This window comes from Curvibacter sp. AEP1-3, from assembly GCF_002163715.1.
GTDB lineage: Bacteria > Pseudomonadota > Gammaproteobacteria > Burkholderiales > Burkholderiaceae_C > Allorhodoferax.
The window spans coordinates 1,167,262-1,184,449 of the sequence record NZ_CP015698.1; the positions used below are offsets into that span (position 1 = coordinate 1,167,262).

At 58.9% G+C, this 17,188-nt stretch carries 16 protein-coding genes; 8 read left to right on the top strand and 8 right to left on the bottom strand.

Translation table 11 applies throughout. From position 1 onward, the window contains the following. Positions 1-16: 16 nt before the first annotated feature. The 3 genes from parC to AEP_RS05515 form a co-directional block, all read right to left on the bottom strand. Positions 17-2,422, bottom strand: coding sequence for a DNA topoisomerase IV subunit A (gene parC / locus AEP_RS05505; RefSeq protein WP_087494458.1), 2,406 nt, complete (start codon positions 2,420-2,422; stop codon positions 17-19). Between the two features lie 11 nt (positions 2,423-2,433). Beyond that, positions 2,434-3,285: a lytic transglycosylase domain-containing protein gene (locus AEP_RS05510; protein ID WP_232459937.1), complete on the bottom strand. Its 852-nt coding sequence runs from the start codon at positions 3,283-3,285 to the stop codon at positions 2,434-2,436. 62 nt (positions 3,286-3,347) lie between these two features. Further along, on the bottom strand, positions 3,348-5,318 hold the full coding sequence (locus tag AEP_RS05515) for a DNA topoisomerase IV subunit B (protein ID WP_087494459.1): 1,971 nt from the start codon (positions 5,316-5,318) through the stop codon (positions 3,348-3,350). 136 nt (positions 5,319-5,454) lie between these two features. Between AEP_RS05515 and AEP_RS05520 the strand changes: the two genes are divergently transcribed. From AEP_RS05520 to bamC, 5 genes are all read left to right on the top strand, one after another. Next, on the top strand, positions 5,455-6,669 hold the full coding sequence (locus AEP_RS05520; RefSeq protein WP_087494460.1) for an MFS transporter: 1,215 nt from the start codon (positions 5,455-5,457) through the stop codon (positions 6,667-6,669). Between the two features lie 142 nt (positions 6,670-6,811). Next, entirely contained in the window at positions 6,812-7,636 is an 825-nt protein-coding gene (locus AEP_RS05525) for an SDR family oxidoreductase (protein WP_442873353.1), read from the top strand. Then, on the top strand, positions 7,636-8,214 hold the full coding sequence (locus AEP_RS05530; RefSeq protein ID WP_087494461.1) for a class I SAM-dependent methyltransferase: 579 nt from the start codon (positions 7,636-7,638) through the stop codon (positions 8,212-8,214). Before AEP_RS05525 ends, AEP_RS05530 begins: the two co-directional genes overlap by 1 nt. 33 nt (positions 8,215-8,247) lie before the next feature. Next, positions 8,248-9,144: a 4-hydroxy-tetrahydrodipicolinate synthase gene (gene dapA, locus AEP_RS05535; protein ID WP_087494462.1), complete on the top strand. Its 897-nt coding sequence runs from the start codon at positions 8,248-8,250 to the stop codon at positions 9,142-9,144. Between the two features lie 27 nt (positions 9,145-9,171). Next, positions 9,172-10,254: an outer membrane protein assembly factor BamC gene (gene bamC, locus AEP_RS05540; protein ID WP_087494463.1), complete on the top strand. Its 1,083-nt coding sequence runs from the start codon at positions 9,172-9,174 to the stop codon at positions 10,252-10,254. A 79-nt stretch (positions 10,255-10,333) separates the two neighbouring features. Here the strand turns inward: bamC and AEP_RS05545 are convergent, their stop codons facing one another. The 3 genes from AEP_RS05545 to AEP_RS05555 all read right to left on the bottom strand — a co-directional run bounded on the left by AEP_RS05545 (position 10,334) and on the right by AEP_RS05555 (position 12,301). Continuing rightward, positions 10,334-10,528 (bottom strand): hypothetical protein, encoded by a 195-nt coding sequence (locus tag AEP_RS05545; protein WP_087494464.1) that lies wholly within the window; start codon positions 10,526-10,528, stop codon positions 10,334-10,336. A gap of 155 nt (positions 10,529-10,683) precedes the next feature. Next, complete coding sequence (locus tag AEP_RS05550) at positions 10,684-11,199, bottom strand: hypothetical protein (RefSeq protein WP_232459938.1); 516 nt, start codon at positions 11,197-11,199, stop codon at positions 10,684-10,686. After that, positions 11,171-12,301, bottom strand: coding sequence for a cupin domain-containing protein (locus AEP_RS05555; protein ID WP_087494466.1), 1,131 nt, complete (start codon positions 12,299-12,301; stop codon positions 11,171-11,173). The genes AEP_RS05550 and AEP_RS05555 overlap by 29 nt, the downstream gene beginning before the upstream one ends. A gap of 16 nt (positions 12,302-12,317) precedes the next feature. On the opposite strand from AEP_RS05555, the gene AEP_RS05560 reads away from it, so the two are divergent. Next, the gene (locus AEP_RS05560; protein WP_087494467.1) at positions 12,318-12,851 is read left to right on the top strand and encodes an FKBP-type peptidyl-prolyl cis-trans isomerase; all 534 of its coding nucleotides are present in this window, start codon (positions 12,318-12,320) and stop codon (positions 12,849-12,851) included. A gap of 5 nt (positions 12,852-12,856) precedes the next feature. Here AEP_RS05560 and dut read toward each other — a convergent pair whose 3' ends face one another. Both dut and coaBC read right to left on the bottom strand, forming a co-directional pair. Further along, the gene (gene dut / locus AEP_RS05565) at positions 12,857-13,303 is read right to left on the bottom strand and encodes a dUTP diphosphatase (RefSeq protein ID WP_087494468.1); all 447 of its coding nucleotides are present in this window, start codon (positions 13,301-13,303) and stop codon (positions 12,857-12,859) included. A 9-nt stretch (positions 13,304-13,312) separates the two neighbouring features. Next, complete coding sequence (gene coaBC / locus AEP_RS05570) at positions 13,313-14,527, bottom strand: bifunctional phosphopantothenoylcysteine decarboxylase/phosphopantothenate--cysteine ligase CoaBC (protein WP_087494469.1); 1,215 nt, start codon at positions 14,525-14,527, stop codon at positions 13,313-13,315. 118 nt (positions 14,528-14,645) lie between these two features. Between coaBC and AEP_RS05575 the strand changes: the two genes are divergently transcribed. Further along, a complete protein-coding gene (locus AEP_RS05575; protein WP_087497200.1) occupies positions 14,646-16,313 on the top strand; it encodes a CTP synthase in 1,668 nt (555 codons plus the stop codon). After that, positions 16,313-17,167 carry a 3-deoxy-8-phosphooctulonate synthase gene (kdsA, locus tag AEP_RS05580; protein ID WP_087494470.1) on the top strand — a complete coding sequence of 285 codons (855 nt, stop codon included), beginning with the start codon at positions 16,313-16,315 and terminating at the stop codon, positions 17,165-17,167. The genes AEP_RS05575 and kdsA overlap by 1 nt, the downstream gene beginning before the upstream one ends. Positions 17,168-17,188 lie beyond the last annotated feature (21 nt).

The following is a 17,188-nucleotide window of genomic DNA, read 5'->3' on the forward strand; positions in this document are numbered from 1 at the left end:
CCGGCTGCTTGGCCCATCACTCCACCCTTGTCACCCGGTTCGGCTTGAAGCCCAAGTCCGCCGCTTTGCCCTTGCGGCCACGCGCTGCGCGGGCGTTGTTGAGGCTGCGGATTTCCAGGGTTTCGTCCCGCTCTTTGCCGCCGCGGCCGATGCCGTCGATGCGGATGCTGCGGGTGTAGGCGGCAGCGCCGGCCAGGGTGTCTTTGTCTTCCAGGTCGATCAGCATCAAACCGCGGCCACCATTGGTCATGGTCTTGAGTTCGGTGATCTCAAAGGTCAGGATGCGCCCGCCGGTGGAAGCGCAGGCCACGTGGGTAGCAGGTGCAACCCCTGTTGCAGGCGTGCCAACTACCGTGACCTTGCCTTGCGCACCCGACACCACAGACGGCGCACACAGGGTTTCGCCCTCGCCCACGCCCACAAAGGCCTTGCCGGCTTTCTGGCGCGAGGTCATGTTCTCGACGCTGGCAATAAAGCCGTAGCCACCGCTGCCGGACAGCAGCAGCTGCGCGCTGGACGGGCCAGCAAAGTAGTACAGGATTTGCGTGCCGCCCTCCAACTCCAGCAGCGTGGTGACCGGTTGGCCATCACCCCGCCCGCCGGGCAGTGCAGACACCGGCACCGTGTAGATGCGCCCGTTGGAGCCGAACACAAGCAGCGTATCCACCGTGCGACATTCGAAGGTGCCGTACAGGCCGTCACCCGCCTTGAAGGCAAAGGTAGACGCCTCGTGGCCATGGCCGGTGCGGGCACGCACCCAGCCTTTTTCAGACACCACCACCGTCACCGGCTCGTCCACCACCTTCACTTCGGCCACGGCCTTTTTCTCGGCCTGGATAAGTGTGCGGCGCGGGTCGGCAAACACTTTGGCGTCCGCCTCAATCTCTTTCACCATCAAGCGGCGCAGTGCGGCGGGGCTGCCCAGAATCTCTTCCAGCTTGCCTTGCTCGGTGCGCAGTTCCGACAGCTCCTGCTCGATCTTGATGGCTTCCAAGCGCGCCAATTGGCGCAGGCGGATTTCCAGAATGTCTTCGGCCTGACGTTCGCTTAAGGAGAAGCGGGCAATCAGCGCGGCCTTGGGCTCATCGCTGTTGCGGATGATGGCAATCACCTCGTCGATGTTGAGCAACACCGTCTGGCGGCCTTCCAGGATGTGGATGCGGTCCAGCACCTTGCCCAAGCGGTGGCGGCTGCGCCGCTCGATGGTGCTGGCGCGGAAGGCCACCCATTCCACCAGCATCTGGCGCAATGACTTTTGCACCGGCTTGCCATCCAGCCCCACCATGGTGAGGTTGATGGGCGACGAGGTTTCTAGGCTCGTATGGGCCAGGAGCGCTGTGATCAGCTCCTGCTGCTCCACGGTACGGCTCTTGGGCTCAAACACCAGGCGCACCAGGGCGTCTTTGTTCGACTCATCGCGCACCACATCCAGCACGCTCAAGATGCTGGCCTTGAGCTGGGTTTGGTCTTGGCTCAGGGCCTTTTTGCCGGCCTTAACTTTGGGGTTGGTGAGTTCTTCAATCTCTTCCAGCACGCGCTGGCTGCTCACGCCGGGCGGCAACTCGGTAACCACCAGCTGCCACTGGCCGCGGGCCAGGTCTTCAATCTTCCAACGCGCGCGCACCTTGAGGCTGCCGCGGCCGCTGCGGTAGGCATCGGCAATGTCACTGGCGCTGCTGATGATCTGGCCACCACCGGGAAAGTCGGGGCCAGGAATCAAGGTGAACAGTTCGTCGTCAGACAGCTTGTCGTTCTTGATGAGCGCGACGCATGCGTCGGCCACTTCACGCAGGTTGTGGCTGGGGATTTCGGTGGCCAGGCCCACGGCAATGCCGCTGGCGCCGTTGAGCAGGCTGAACGGGAGGCGCGCAGGCAACTGCTTGGGCTCTTCGGTAGAGCCGTCGTAGTTGGGCTGAAAATCCACCGTGCCTTGGTCGATTTCGTCCAGCAGCAGCGTGGTGATTTTGGCCAGCCGGGCTTCGGTATAGCGCATGGCAGCGGCACCGTCGCCGTCTCTGGAACCGAAGTTGCCTTGACCATCGACCAGCGGGTAACGCTGCGAAAAGTCTTGCGCCATGCGCACCAAGGCGTCGTATGCCGACTGGTCGCCATGCGGGTGGAAGCGGCCCAGCACATCGCCAACCACGCGGGCGCTTTTGACCGGCTTGGCACCGGCGTTGCCATTGGCGCCTCCAAAGCCCAGGCCCATGCGGCCCATGCTGTACAAAATGCGGCGCTGTACGGGCTTGAGGCCATCGCACACGTCGGGCAGGGCACGGCCTTTGACGACGGAGAGCGCGTATTCCAGGTAGGCGCGCTGGGCGTAGGTGGCCAGGTTCAGTTCGCCATCGTCGCCGGGCGGCACGGGACCTGTCGGTTCAGCGGGGTCGGGGATCAAATCAAGCGTGGTTTGGTCAGTCATGTTTCTTCAGTTCAGTCCACTGCAATCCGGGAATCTTCAGGGGCCACAGGCAGAGCCGGGGTGATCATGTTGCCGCGTCCGATGGCTCCACCAGGCATGGCGCGGGGTGCCAGCACATAGGCCGTGCGGGAGCCGGACAACACATAGCCGTCGCCGTAAGGGTTGAGCACTGGCTTGACGCCCACCACTTGCGGCACGGACGTACTGGTTGTGGCGGGTGGTTTGAGCGCGGCGTAGAGCTCGATCACGGTGGCGACGTAGTTCTGGGTTTCTTTGAAATTGGGCACTTTGTTACCCGCCTTTTGCACCGCGCCCTCGCCTGCGTTGTACGCCGCAAGTGCCAGATCGGTGCGGCCCGGGAACATGTCGAGCAACAAGCGCAGATAGCGTGCACCGATGCCGACGTTGATCTTGGGGTCAGCCAGCTTGGCCTCCACCGACATCCAGCGGTCGCTGTCTACACCAAAACGGCGTGCCGTATCGGGCATGACCTGCATGAGCCCGATCGCGCCTTTGGGCGACACGGCAGTAGGCTCAAAGCCGGACTCAGTGGTGACCAGCGCCTTGAGCAGCTCGTAGTCCAGGCGGTACTTGCGGGCGGCCTCTTGCAACAAGGGCTGGGCTTTACGGTAGCGCGAGGAATTGTCAAAAAACGCCGCCAGTTTGGGGGACAGCTCGGGCGCATCCGGCACCACAACCTGCGGGACAGTGGCATCAGCGCCGGACTGCAGGCCACGGATAGAAGCGCGGAAAAACAACGTATAGCGATCGTCCACTTGCTCGGTGGAAAGATACGTTTTACCCTGCGGATCCACATAGACCCACACATCGGCTTTGGCATCAAAAGCGGCTGTAGCGCACATCCATATTGCGCAAGCAGCTACTTTTTTCATAGCGAAACGGGACGCGGCAGCACGCAGGTGCATCAGACGTCGATCTCTACCGAGTCGCCGTGCAATTCCATCAGCTCGCGGCGGGACGATGCCTCGCCCTTGCCCATAAGCTTGGTGATCAGCGCTTCTGTGTCGCCGAAGTTGATGGAGCCCAGCATGACCGGCAACAGGCGGCGTGTGTCGGGGTTGAGCGTGGTGTCCCACAGCTGCTCGGCATTCATTTCGCCCAAGCCTTTGAAGCGGCTGATGGACCAAGCGCCTTCACGCACACCCTCTTTGCGCAGCTTGTCGAGGATGGCAGTGAGTTCGCCTTCGTCCAGCGCGTAGGCCTTGCTGGCGGGCTTTTTGCCGCGGGCCGGCGCATCCACCCGGAACAGCGGGGGGCGAGCCACATACACATGGCCGGTCTCGATGAGCTTGGGGAAATGGCGGAAGAACAGCGTGAGCAGCAGCACTTGGATGTGGGAGCCGTCCACGTCCGCATCGCTCAAGATACAAACCTTGCCGTAGCGCAGGCCGCTCAGGTCGGGCGTGTCGTTGGGGCCGTGCGGGTCTACGCCGATGGCGACCGAAATGTCGTGGATTTCGGTGTTGGCAAACAGGCGGTCGCGGTCTACCTCCCAGGTGTTGAGCACCTTGCCGCGCAGGGGCAGGATGGCTTGGTTTTCTTTGTCGCGGCCCATCTTGGCGCTACCACCGGCGGAGTCACCCTCGACCAGAAACACCTCGTTGTAGGCAATGTCGCGGCTCTCGCAGTCGGTGAGCTTGCCGGGCAGCACGGCTACACCGCTGCTCTTGCGCTTTTCGACCTTCTGGCCGGCCTTCTGGCGGGTTTGGGCGGCCTTGATGGCCAGCTCCGCCAGCTTTTTGCCGTAATCCACATGCTGGTTGAGCCACAACTCCAGCGCGGGGCGCACAAAGCTACTGACCAAGCGCACCGCGTCGCGCGAATTGAGGCGCTCTTTGATCTGGCCTTGAAACTGCGGGTCCAGCACTTTGGCGCTCAGCACATAGCTGGCGCGGGCGAACACGTCTTCGGGCATGAGCTTCACGCCTTTGGGCAGCAGGCTGTGAAACTCGATGAAGCTTTTGACGGCTTGGAACAGGCCATCCCGCAAGCCGCTCTCGTGCGTACCGCCTGCGCTGGTGGGAATCAGGTTCACATAGCTCTCGCGCACTGGCGCGCCGTCTTCGGTAAACGCCACGCACCAAGTTGCGCCCTCGCCTTCGGCAAAGGTGTCGTTGTTGCCATCGGCAAAGCCTTCACCGTCAAACATGGGGATGACGGGGTCGGCGCTCAGGGTCTGGCCCAAATAATCTTTCAGGCCACCCTTGTAGAGCCAGTTCTGGCTTTCCTTGGTCTTTTCATTCACCAGCGTCACGCTCACGCCGGGCATCAGCACCGCTTTGCTGCGCAGCAAGTGGGTCAGCTCGCCCATGGGCAGGACGGCGGATTCAAAATACTTGGCGTCCGGCCACACCCGCACGGTGGTGCCCTGTTTGCGGTCGCCGTCACCGCCCTTGCGCACTTGCAGGGCCTCGGTCACGTCGCCGCCTTCAAACACCAGATGAGCGACGGAACCTTCGCGGTAGCTGGTGGCTTCCAGGCGCTTGCCCAGCGCGTTGGTCACCGACACACCGACGCCGTGCAAGCCGCCCGAGAAGCTGTAGGCGCCGCCCTTGCCTTTGTCGAACTTGCCGCCCGCATGCAAGCGGGTGAACACCAGCTCAATGACGGGTGCTTTTTCTTCCGGGTGCATGCCAAACGGGATGCCACGGCCATCGTCTTCCACGCTGACGGAGCCGTCCGCATGCAGGGTGACCTTGATTTTTTTGCCGTATCCGGCCAAGGCTTCGTCGGCAGCGTTGTCCAGCACTTCCTGGATGATGTGCAGGGGGTTGTCGGTGCGGGTGTACATGCCCGGGCGCTGTTTGACGGGCTCCAGGCCCTTGAGCACGCGGATCGACGATTCAGAATATTCGGGGGTGGGTTTGACAGCCATAGCGGCGGATTGTAGGGGAACTGCGGCAATCCACTGTATATGCATACATGCAAATACCGATTCTTAGACCCGAGACAGGGGCGCTCTGTGTCCCGCCCGCTGCAAACGATCCGCCGAAACTGGCTACATTTGCAGGATGAGCTCTTCCCCCAAAACCCTCTCCATGTCCCAGGTGCTGGTGTGCGGCGCCACCATCGTGACGCTGTCCATGGGCATCCGTCACGGTTTCGGCCTCTGGCTGCAGCCTATCACCCAGGCCCAGGGCTGGACGCGCGAGACTTTTGCTTTTGCAATCGCTATCCAGAACCTGGCGTGGGGCTTGAGCGGCATTTTTGCGGGCATGGCCGCCGACCGGTTCGGGGCATTCCGGGTGATCATCATCGGGGCGCTGTTGTACGCGCTGGGCTTGTGCGGCATGGCATTGACCACTACCCCATTGATGTTCACCTTGGCTACCGGCGCCCTGATCGGCATGGCGCAAGCGGGCACGACCTATGCCGTGATTTACGGCGTGATCGGCCGCAATGTGCCAGCAGAGAAGCGTTCCTGGGCCATGGGGGTCGCAGCGGCAGCAGGCTCGTTCGGCCAGTTTTTGATGGTGCCCACTGAAGGCTTTTTGATCAGCCACTTTGGCTGGCAGCAGGCCTTGCTGGCCTTGGCAGCGGCCACTCTGCTGATGATTCCGCTGGCACGCGGGCTGAAAGAACCTGCATTCGGCGGAGCTTCAGCCCCGGCGCGTCAGCAAAGCATAGGGCAGGCACTGCGCGAGGCCTTCAAATACCCGAGCTTTCAATTGCTGATGGCAGGTTACTTTGTGTGCGGCTTCCAAGTGGTGTTTATCGGAGTGCACATGCCCAGCTACCTGAAAGACAAAGGCTTGTCACCCCAGGTCGCGAGCTATGCGCTGGCGTTGATCGGCCTCTTTAATGTGTTCGGCACTTACGCAGCAGGTGTGCTGGGCCAGAAGCTGCCGAAGAAGTACATCCTTGCATTTATCTACTTCGCGCGGGCGGTAGCCATCAGCCTGTTTTTGCTGGTGCCGCTGTCCCCCATGAGTGTGTATGTATTTGCTTCTGTCATGGGGGTGCTGTGGCTATCTACCATTCCACCCACCAATGCAACCATTGCCCAGATTTTCGGTGTGGCGCATTTGTCCATGCTGGGAGGATTTGTTTTCTTCAGCCACCAGATCGGATCCTTCATGGGCGTGTGGCTGGGTGGCTACTTGTATGACCGCACCGGAAGTTATGACATCGTCTGGTACATCGCCATCGCACTGGGCGTGGCCGCTGCACTGGTAAATCTGCCGGTACGTGAAGCGCCCATTACCCGCGCTCCTCAAGCCGCTTGAAACCAACCTCCATGCTCAAAAAAACTGCGACCACACTGGCCTTGTGCGTGCTGCTGACCGCTGTTTTCACCTTGTACGCCCAACCTGATTTCATGGTGCAGATGGCCAATCAGCTTTGGGCCTGCTTTTGAGTTTTCCTGCTATGACCAAAAACATCCCTGTCACCATCATTACCGGCGCTTCTGAGGGCATAGGTGCCGAGCTCGCGCGTCAACTGGCTACACGCTACGGCGCTGAAATGAACCTCGTGTTGGCCGCCCGCAAACGCGAGCGTTTGGACGCGGTGGCAGATGTTTGTCGCGCCAGGGGAAGTGAGGTTCTGGTGGTGCCCACGGATGTGTCGATCGAAGCACAATGCCGCAGCCTGGTTCAAGCCACGATTGATGCTTTCGGGCGCATTGACACCTTGGTCAACAACGCGGGCGTCTCTGCCCAAGCGCTGTTTCAGGATGTAGATGCCCAAGACCTGCATTGGTATGAAGACCTCATGCGTATCAACCTGTGGGGCAGTGTGTGGTGCACCCACGCTGCGCTGCCGCACATCAAGCAGACCCAAGGGCGCATCGTCGCGGTGTCGTCACTGGCGGGTCTGATCGGCGTGCCCGGGCGTACGGCTTACAGCGCCTCCAAATTTGCGATGACAGGCTTTTTCGAAGCGTTGCGTGCAGAGCTCAAACCTTCCCGCGTTAGCGTGACCACTGCTTTCCCCGGCGTAGTGTTGACTGATATCCGTGCGCACGGACTGAATGCCAAGGGCGAAGTAGCCGGATCCAGTGGCCTCAAGGAAGACAAAGCCATGACCGTATCCGAGTGCGCCTATCTGATCGCCACAGGTATGCAAAACCGCCAACGTGAAGTGGTGATGACGGCCCAAGGCAAGCTGGGGCGTTTTTTGAAGCTTCTGCTTCCGGGTGTGGTGGAAAACATGGCCATGGCAGCGCTGAAAGATGAAGTGAAACCCAAGTGATGCACAAACCACATACGCAGGTGTCCGCGCCATCGCCGTGGATTCAGCGCTGGAGCCACCTCATTCCCTCAGGCACTTCGGTTTTGGACGTTGCCTGCGGGAGCGGCCGCCATTTGGAATGGTTTGCGAGGCTCGGTTGCAAAGTGACGGGGGTCGATAGAGACTTAAGCGGCGCGCGCCAATTGGTACCACTTGCCAGACTGATAGAAGCTGACATTGAGAACGGGCCGTGGCCGCTTGCTAGAGATGGAGCCTCCGAACCCGAAATGTTCGATGCCGTTGTAGTGACCAATTACTTGTGGCGTCCCCTGATGGGTACACTGCTGGCCAGCCTCGCTCCGGGCGGTGTTCTGCTCTATGAGACATTTGCCGCCGGCAACGAAACGGTGGGGCGCCCGGCCCGGCCCGACTTTCTGCTGAAAAACGGAGAGCTGTTAGACATGTGCAAAGACTTGCACATCGTGGCGTATGAAAACGGTTTTGTGGATCAGCCCGACCGATTCGTTCAGCGCATTGCAGCACTGAGAAACTTTACCCCCAGTGCACACAGTGACGCTCCGGCGCGTTATGCACTCTAGTTAAAATGTTTGTTTACTGATTCAACACTCGACATGAACGCTTCTAAAGGTCCAATCCGGGGCAGCATCGTAGCCCTTATCACTCCGATGCTTGATGACGGCTCCGTGGATTACCCCGCGCTGCGCAAACTCATCGATTGGCATATCGCCGAAGGCACCGACTGCATCGGCGTGGTGGGTACGACGGGTGAATCCCCCACTGTCAGTGTTGAAGAACATTGCGAAATCATCCGCGTGTCCGTCGAGCAATCCGCGGGGCGCGTACCGATCATGGCAGGTTGCGGCGGCAACTCCACCCGCGAGGCAATCGCCTTGGCGAAATTTGCAAAACAGGTGGGCGCCGATTGCCAACTGCAAGTCGTGCCTTACTACAACAAGCCTACGCAAGAGGGCCAATACCAGCACTTCAAGGCCATTGCTGAAGCCACCGGCGATTTGCCTATCGTGCTCTACAACGTACCCGGGCGCTCCGTGGCCGATATGGCCCACGATACTGTGTTGCGTTTGACACAGGTGCCAGGCATTGTGGGCATCAAGGAGGCCACCGGCAATATCGAACGGGCGCAATGGTTGATCAAGGACGCCCCCAAAGAGTTCTCCATCTACAGCGGTGATGACCCGACTGCGGTGGCATTGATGCTGTGCGGTGGACATGGCAATGTGAGCGTCACTGCGAACGTGGCGCCCCGCCTCATGCATGAGTTGTGTGTGGCAGCTATTGCCGGCGATGTGGCCCGCGCCATGGAAATTCAAATGAAACTTTTGCCCGTGCACAAGGCTCTATTCGTTGAGTCCAACCCGATCCCGGTGAAATGGGCTGTGTCGCGCATGGGCCTGAGCAAGCCTGCGTTACGTTTGCCCTTGACGCCTTTGACGGACGCGAGCCAACCGGTTCTTGAGCGTGCCCTGCAGTCCGCCGGACTGATCTGAGCTCCTGACCCTTTTTTGAGGAAATCCGTGAATTCCATTTCTAAAGTGATTTTGCTAGGCGCGACCTTGGCCCTTGGGGCCTGTTCTGCGCTCGAAACTGACAAAGTGGATTACCGATCCGCGGCCAAGGCTCCCAAGCTGGACGTGCCACCGGACTTGACCCAACTCAGCAAGGAAACGCCTTACACCGTAGTGGGCGGCGCAGTATCTGCCAATGCGTCCAAAGCGGGGCAGGTTGAGACATCCAAGGCTGTAATCGCCGCGGTCGCAGTGGGTGACGTGCGCATTGAGCGTGCCGGCAACCAGCGTTGGCTTGTTGTGAACCGCCCAGCGGAGAAGCTATGGGAACCGGTCAAGGACTTCTGGCAGGAAAACGGATTTTTGCTGGCGATGGACCAGGACAAGCTGGGCATCATGGAAACCGACTGGGCGGAAAACCGGGCCAAGATTCCACAAGACTTCATCCGAGCCTCTTTGGGCAAACTGCTGGATTCGTTCTACTCCACCCCGGAACGGGACAAGTTCCGTACACGCCTGGAGCGGGACGCAAATGGAAATACAGAAATTTTCATTAGCCACCGTGGCATGGCCGAGGTTTACACGGCTGACCGCACCAACCAGACAGTGTGGCAGCCACGCCCAGCAGACCCTGAACTGGAAGCTGAATTTCTCCGCCGTCTGATGGTGAAACTGGGAGTTTCCCAAGAGCAGTCCAAGGCTTTGGTTGCGAACAGCACTCCGAAACCCGTGGCCGTGGTGGGCAATGTGAATGGGCAACCCGTAGTGCAATTGGAAGAAGGGTTCGACCGCGCATGGCGCCGCACGGGTCTGGCATTGGATCGGACTGGTTTCACGGTGGAAGACCGGGATCGCAAACAAGGCATCTACTTTGTGCGGTACCAGAATCTGACCTCAGAGAACTCCGAGCCTGGATTCTTTAGCAAAATGTTCAGTGGCTCCAAAAAAGCCAATGAAGCTACCAAGTACCGCATTGCAGTGCGCAGCGTGGGGGAGAAATCCACCGTCAGCGTACTGGATGCCGATGGCAATGCAGAGAGCTCTGCAACAGCTCAACGCATCGTCAAAGTGATTGCGGACGACATCAAGTAAATTTTTACATCACCTTGGCGGGTGATGCGGGGACGAAAAAAAACCACCTTGCGGTGGTTTTTTTTCGTCTGCAAGCAGATTACTGCTTGGCTGGCTCGGAAGCAGCAGCTGCGGGAGCAGCAGGAGCAGATGCGTCAGCAGCAGGAGCGGAAGCAGCGGCGGCAGGAGCTTCAACAGCAGCAGGAGCGGCAGCAGGAGCAGCTTCTTCTTTTTTACCGCAAGCAGCCAGGGCGGCAGCAGCGATCAAAGCTGCCAAAACGAGAGACTTGTTCATTTTTAAAGACTTCAGTGAGTTAACGAAACAATTTCCGGAAATTGTCTGGATGGCAAGCCACCCAGCCCTGACGAAAAGCATTCGGTCTCTTTCCACCAGAGCTTGAAATTATACAAGACCCAAAACAGTGCATTCGGGTAAACCCTCTTGAAGCCCTAGAGACCCAATGTTGTTGCAGGAAATCCGGGCGAGCTTTGGCGTCTGCACTCGTCTAACAGTTCTGTTAATTCGACACGCACGCGAGGCTCGTTACCGAATACGCCGATAGATCGGGTGAGTTCGCGTCTATGCAAAAACCACTCAGGCCCCACCAATGCACTGGGCATTTCACTGTCGTCCAGATGCTTCACCACACGGCAATCCACTAGGTGGCTCCAGGTACCACGCCATTGAACAAAACGGGGATGGAGCAGCGTGACTTGGTTGTAACGCTTAGCGAGCATGGTGAGTTTGCGACCCGGCCCGGCCCAAGCATTCAAGGCCTCAACGACCGCCTTTTCACGCAAAGGCCAGTCTTCAAAGTTGACATCACTCCACACCATGTGTGGCCATTTCTGGGCAGCTGCAACCGCCATGAAATCGCGGAAGCGCTGGGCAAACTCCGTGGGGCCGGAAAAAGTGCCAGCGCTCAACACAGGAGGCTCATTGGTCGACATGTAACCAGCCCGCATCACACCAGTCTTGCACAAGGTCCCGTGCGCCCTCACTCAGACGTTGAACCTCTTTGGCTTCCAAGTAACGCTGATCGGCCAGCCGCTTAATCAACTGCGCATCCCGTCCTGAGGCGTTGAAGCTTTCGCCATTGATGAAGACGTGATGCTCGTCGTAGAGCATGCGTGTCCGGCGATCCAAGCGGATAGCGCCATCAACATCCTGGCCCTCTCCATCAAACCAGACATTCGCTTTGGGCTCACTCAGATACTCTCCCAAAGCACGTGCAACTGCCTTGGGGTCTTTGAGAGCGGCGTGCACCGCGGACTGGGCGAACTCCAGCATGGTTGCAGGTAGAGCCGCATGCGCTTTTACTGCTGATTGCTTGGGATCGGCATACAAGGTCGCTGGCAACTCATCCAGAGCCTGCTCCGCGAGTCGCTGCAAAACTTCCTGCGCCAACTCAGACTGCGAGGGGGAACGGAAGCCGATGGAATAAGTCATGCACTCGCCTTCGGCGATACCGTCGTGGGCATATTTCGGCGGGAGATACAGCATGTCGCCGGGCTCGAGCACAAACTCCTCTTCAGGCTCAAAGTTGGCAAGAATTTTGAGGGGCATGTCCGGCTTCAGGGACAAGTCTTTCTGGCGACCGATGCGCCAGCGGCGCCGCCCATGCGCCTGCAAGAGAAACACGTCGTAGCTGTCAAAGTGAGGGCCCACGCCGCCCTGGTCAGTGGCATAGCTGATCATGAGGTCGTCGAGGCGCGCGTCCGGCACGAAGCGGAATTGGTTGATCAAGCTGTGCACCCGTTCGTCATGCATGTCCACGCCCTGCACCAGCAAGGTCCAGCCTGCTTGCTTAAAAGGTGGCAAGGCTTTGCGTGCAAACGGTCCGTGCTTGAACTTCCATCCTGCGCCTTTGCCCGAAGCATCCTGCACCACCAGACGCGATTCCACGTCTTCTTGTGCCGCCATCTCCAACAACTCGATGCGTTCCAACAAAGGCGCAAACCCGGGAATGGCCTGCCGGATCACCAAAGGCTTTTTGTGCCAATAGCGTTGCATGAAGGTTTCCGGGCTGATGCCGCCCAGCAGCTGGAGAGGAGTTTGAATGTTCATGGGACAATTCTCGCCTATGGAAATCACCACACAATGCGTCGTTGCCCTGACATGGACGCTGAAAGACACTTTGGGCGAAGAGCTGGACGTTTTGGACGAGCCGGTCGAGTTTTTGTTGGGCGGCAGTGACTTGCTGCCCTCGATTGAAGCCGCCTTGCAAGGCCATGTGGCTGGCGACAAGGTCCAATTACAAATTGAACCGGATCAGGCGTTTGGCGACTTCAATGACCAGCTGATCTTTCTCGAGCCACGCACCCTGTTCCCGGCAGACTTGCAAGAGGGCCTGACCATGGAAGGCTATGCTTTACCTGAAGGCTGCAACCCGGACGCGCCCAAAGAAGCGCTCTACACCATCACCGACATCTACCCAGAGCATGTGGTGCTGGACGGCAATCACCCTCTAGCTGGCATTGCGATTCGCATCCAGATGAAGGTGGAGTCAGTGCGCGAAGCGACGGAGGAAGAAATCGGCTCCGGCACCCTCGGTACTGGTTTTTTCCGCATACAACCCTTGCACGAGCAAGGGCCCGGGAGCGGACACCTGCACTGAGCCGATCAAGCTTTTCCGGTAGAGCCGTAGCCACCCTCCCCGCGTTGTGACGCGGGGAACTCGGTGACAACATTGAATTGGGCTTGGACCACGGGAACGATCATCAACTGTGCGATCCGCTCCATCGGCTCGATAGTGAACGGGACCTCACTGCGGTTCCAGGCACTCACCATCAGCTGCCCCTGGTAATCGCTGTCGATCAGACCCACCAAGTTGCCCAACACAATGCCATGTTTGTGCCCCAAGCCGGAGCGCGGCAGGATCAAAGCGGCGTAAGCTGGGTCTTCGAGGTAGATCGCCATGCCGGTGGGCACCAGTTGCCACGCATTGGGCGCCAAGTTGAGGGGCGCATCCAGGCAAGCGCGCAGGTCCAGCCCAGCGCTGCCCGGCGTGGCGTAGGTGGGCAGATTGTTGGTCAGGCGGGGATCAATGATCTTGACGTCGATTTTCATGAAATTCTTTCAATGGGAATGCAAGCGCTTGGCGATTTCGGCCATCAATTGGCGCGCGAGTTGAAGCTTGGTATCGCGGGGGAGTTCGGTAGCGCATTGGGCGTCCACCAACAGCAGGGCATTGTCGTCTTGTCCGAAGGTTGCGGGCCCGATATTGCCCACCAACAGGGGCACTTTTTTACGGAGCCGCTTGGCTGTCGCATGAGCCAAAAGATCATGGCTTTCGGCCGCGAAACCCACGCAGAATAGCTTCCCCTCGATCGCACGCGGGCTGGATGCCGCTTCTGCCAGGATGTCCGGATTCTCCACAAACTCCAGCTGCGGGGTCGCGCCGCTGCCGTCCTTTTTGAGCTTTTGATCTGCCGCAGTCGCGGGACGCCAATCCGCCACCGCCGCCGTTGCTATAAAAACAGTAGCTGCCCGCGCACATTCCATGGTCGCTGCATGCATATTTAATGCAGATTTCACATCCATACGGGCGACACCTCGTGGTGTAGGTAAAGACACCGGACCGGCGATCAAGGTCACTTCCGCTCCCGCCTCCTGCGCGGCACGTGCAATCGCAAAGCCCATCTTTCCGCTGGAAAGGTTGGTGATTCCACGCACAGGGTCAATCGCTTCAAAGGTAGGACCAGCAGTGACCACCACTCTCTGCCCCGCAAGCAACTTGGGCTGGAAAAATGCAATGACTTCTAGCAGCAGCTCTTCGGGCTCCAACATGCGTCCGTCGCCCGTCTCGCCGCAGGCCTGGTCACCGTTCCCAACACCCAACACATGGGTGCCATCTGCGCGCAACTGGGATAGATTGCGCTGAGTCGCTGGGTGGGCCCACATCTCGCGGTTCATGGCAGGTGCAATCAGCAGGGGCACCGTTTCGATGGGGCGCGCAAGGCACATCAGGCTTAAAAGATCGTCTGCGCGACCGTGCAACAACTTGGCCATGAAATCGGCGCTGCAGGGCGCGATCAGAATGGCATCAGCTTCCCGACTCAGGTTGATATGCGGCATGTTGTTCCGCTCACGCGCATCCCACTGGGAGTCGTACACCGTGCGATTACTCAGGGCCTGCATCGTGACGGGCGTGATGAATTGCGCGGCTGCTTCTGTCATGACCACCTGCACCGTAGCGCCTTGCTTGATCAATGCGCGGCAGAGCTCGGCTGCTTTGTAGCAGGCTATTCCACCTGTCAAACCCAGAACAATGTGCTTACCGGAAAGGTCCATGTCGTACTCATTTCGTGATGACGGCAAGCACGATGGTGCCACCGCAGACCGCCGCAATGTAGCAGACGCCTATAATCTCGCTTTACCACCTCATCGAACCCTCAGGTTCGCCCCTGACATGACCAAATTTGTCTTCGTCACCGGCGGTGTGGTGTCTTCCCTTGGAAAGGGAATCGCCTCAGCCTCCCTTGCTGCGATCCTGGAATCGCGGGGCCTGACAGTCACCCTCATCAAGCTGGACCCCTACCTCAACGTTGACCCCGGGACCATGTCGCCCCTGCAGCACGGCGAGGTGTTTGTCACCGACGACGGCGCTGAGACCGACCTCGACCTCGGACACTATGAGCGTTTCATTGAAACGCGCATGCGCAAAACCAACAACTTCACCACTGGCCAAATCTACAAGAGCGTGCTCGACAAAGAGCGCCGTGGTGACTACTTGGGCAAGACCGTACAGGTCATTCCCCACGTCACCAATGAAATCCAGGAGTTCGTCAAGCGTGGTGCACGCTTCGGCGAGGCCGATGCAGTAGACGTGGCGATTGTCGAAATCGGTGGAACTGTGGGGGATATCGAATCGCTCCCCTTCCTTGAAGCCGTACGCCAGATGAGCCTCAAGCTCGGCCCCAACAACAGCGCCTTTGTGCACCTGAGCTATTTGCCTTGGATTGCCGCTGCCGGCGAACTCAAGACCAAGCCCACTCAACACACGGCCAAGCAATTGCGCGAAATTGGTATTCAGGCGGATGCTTTGCTTTGCCGCGCAGACCGTCCGATTCCCGACGAAGAGCGCGCCAAAATATCTTTGTTTTCCAACGTGCCTGAGTGGGGCGTGATCTCCATGTGGGATGTGGACACGATCTACAAAGTGCCCCGCATGCTGCACGAGCAAGGCCTGGACGGCCTGATCTGCGACAAACTGCGCCTGAACACGCCACCCGCCAACCTCAAGCGTTGGGATGACTTGGTCTACGAGACCGAACACCCTCAGGGCGAGGTCACGATCGCCATGGTCGGCAAATATGTGGACCTGACCGACAGCTACAAGTCGGTCAACGAAGCCCTGCGCCACGCCGGCATGAAGAACCATGTGCGCGTCAAGATCGAACACGTGGACTCTGAAACCATCGACAGCGCCAGCGTGAATCAGCTGGCCAAGTACGATGCGATTCTGGTGCCCGGTGGCTTCGGCAAGCGCGGCATTGAAGGCAAGATCAGTACCGCACGCTTTGCCCGTGAAAGCAAAGTGCCCTACCTTGGCATCTGCTTGGGCATGCAAGTCGCGACCATCGAATTCGCCCGCCACGTGGCCGGTTTGAAGGATGCCAACAGCACCGAATTTGAGCCGGAGAGCCCGAATCCCGTGATCGCATTGATCACCGAGTGGAAAGACGCGGACGGCACCATCAAAACGCGAGATGCCAACTCCGACCTCGGCGGCACCATGCGCTTGGGCGCCCAAAGCTCGGACGTCGCGAAAGACACACTCGCACACCGAATTTACGGCGATGTGGTGACAGAGCGTCACCGCCATCGCTACGAGGCCAACGTCAACTACCTGGATGCTCTGCGGGCATCAGGATTGGTCATCTCCGCCCTGACTCAACGCGAACAACTGACTGAAATCGTTGAGTTGCCCGAGAGCGTTCACCCTTGGTTTGTGGGCGTGCAATTTCACCCTGAGTTCAAGTCCACTCCTTGGGATGGCCATCCGCTGTTCAATGCCTTTATCAAGGCAGCTGTTGAACATCAGAACGGTGGCAAGAACCTGAAAGCAGTCGCCTGATGAAACTGTGTGGCTTCGACGTTGGTTTGGATCAACGCTTTTTCCTGATTGCTGGCACTTGTTCCATCGAAGGACTGGAAATGTCCTTAGAGGTGGCAGGCCAGTTGAAAGAGGCTTGCACTGCCTTGGGCATTCCCTTGATCTACAAAGGGTCCTTTGACAAGGCCAACCGCTCCTCGGGCACCAGCAAGCGCGGCGTTGGTATAGACGCCGGTCTAAAAATTTTGGACGAAGTGCGGCGCCAACTCCAAGTGCCTATCCTGACCGATGTGCATGACGAGTCGCATGTAGCCGAAGTCGCAAGCGTGGTGGACGTGTTGCAAACCCCCGCTTTCCTCTGCCGCCAGACGGACTTCATCCGTGCAGTCGCGCAAAGCGGCAAGCCCGTAAACATCAAGAAGGGGCAGTTCCTCGCGCCTTGGGACATGAAGAACGTGATTGACAAGGCACGCGCGGCTGCAACAGAAGCCGGCCTTACTCCGGACCGTTTTCTGGCTTGTGAACGTGGTGTGAGTTTTGGCTACAACAATCTGGTTGCCGACATGACCAGCCTGGCTGAAATGCGCAAATCAGGTGCCCCAGTGGTATTCGATGTGACGCATTCGGTACAAAAGCCGGGTGGTTTGGGTGGCAGCAGTGGTGGTGCGCGCGAAATGGTGCCTGTGTTGGCCCGTGCCGGAGTGGCAGCAGGTGTGGCCGGCCTCTTTATGGAAACCCACCCCCGGCCAGTGGACGCTTGGTCGGATGGTCCGAATGCCGTCCCGCTGCGTCACATGAGAACATTGTTGGAAACTTTGGTGGCGCTGGATTCCGTAACCAAAAAAACCCCATTCCTGGAAGATGATTTCCAGTGAACGGCTGCATGATGGAATCTG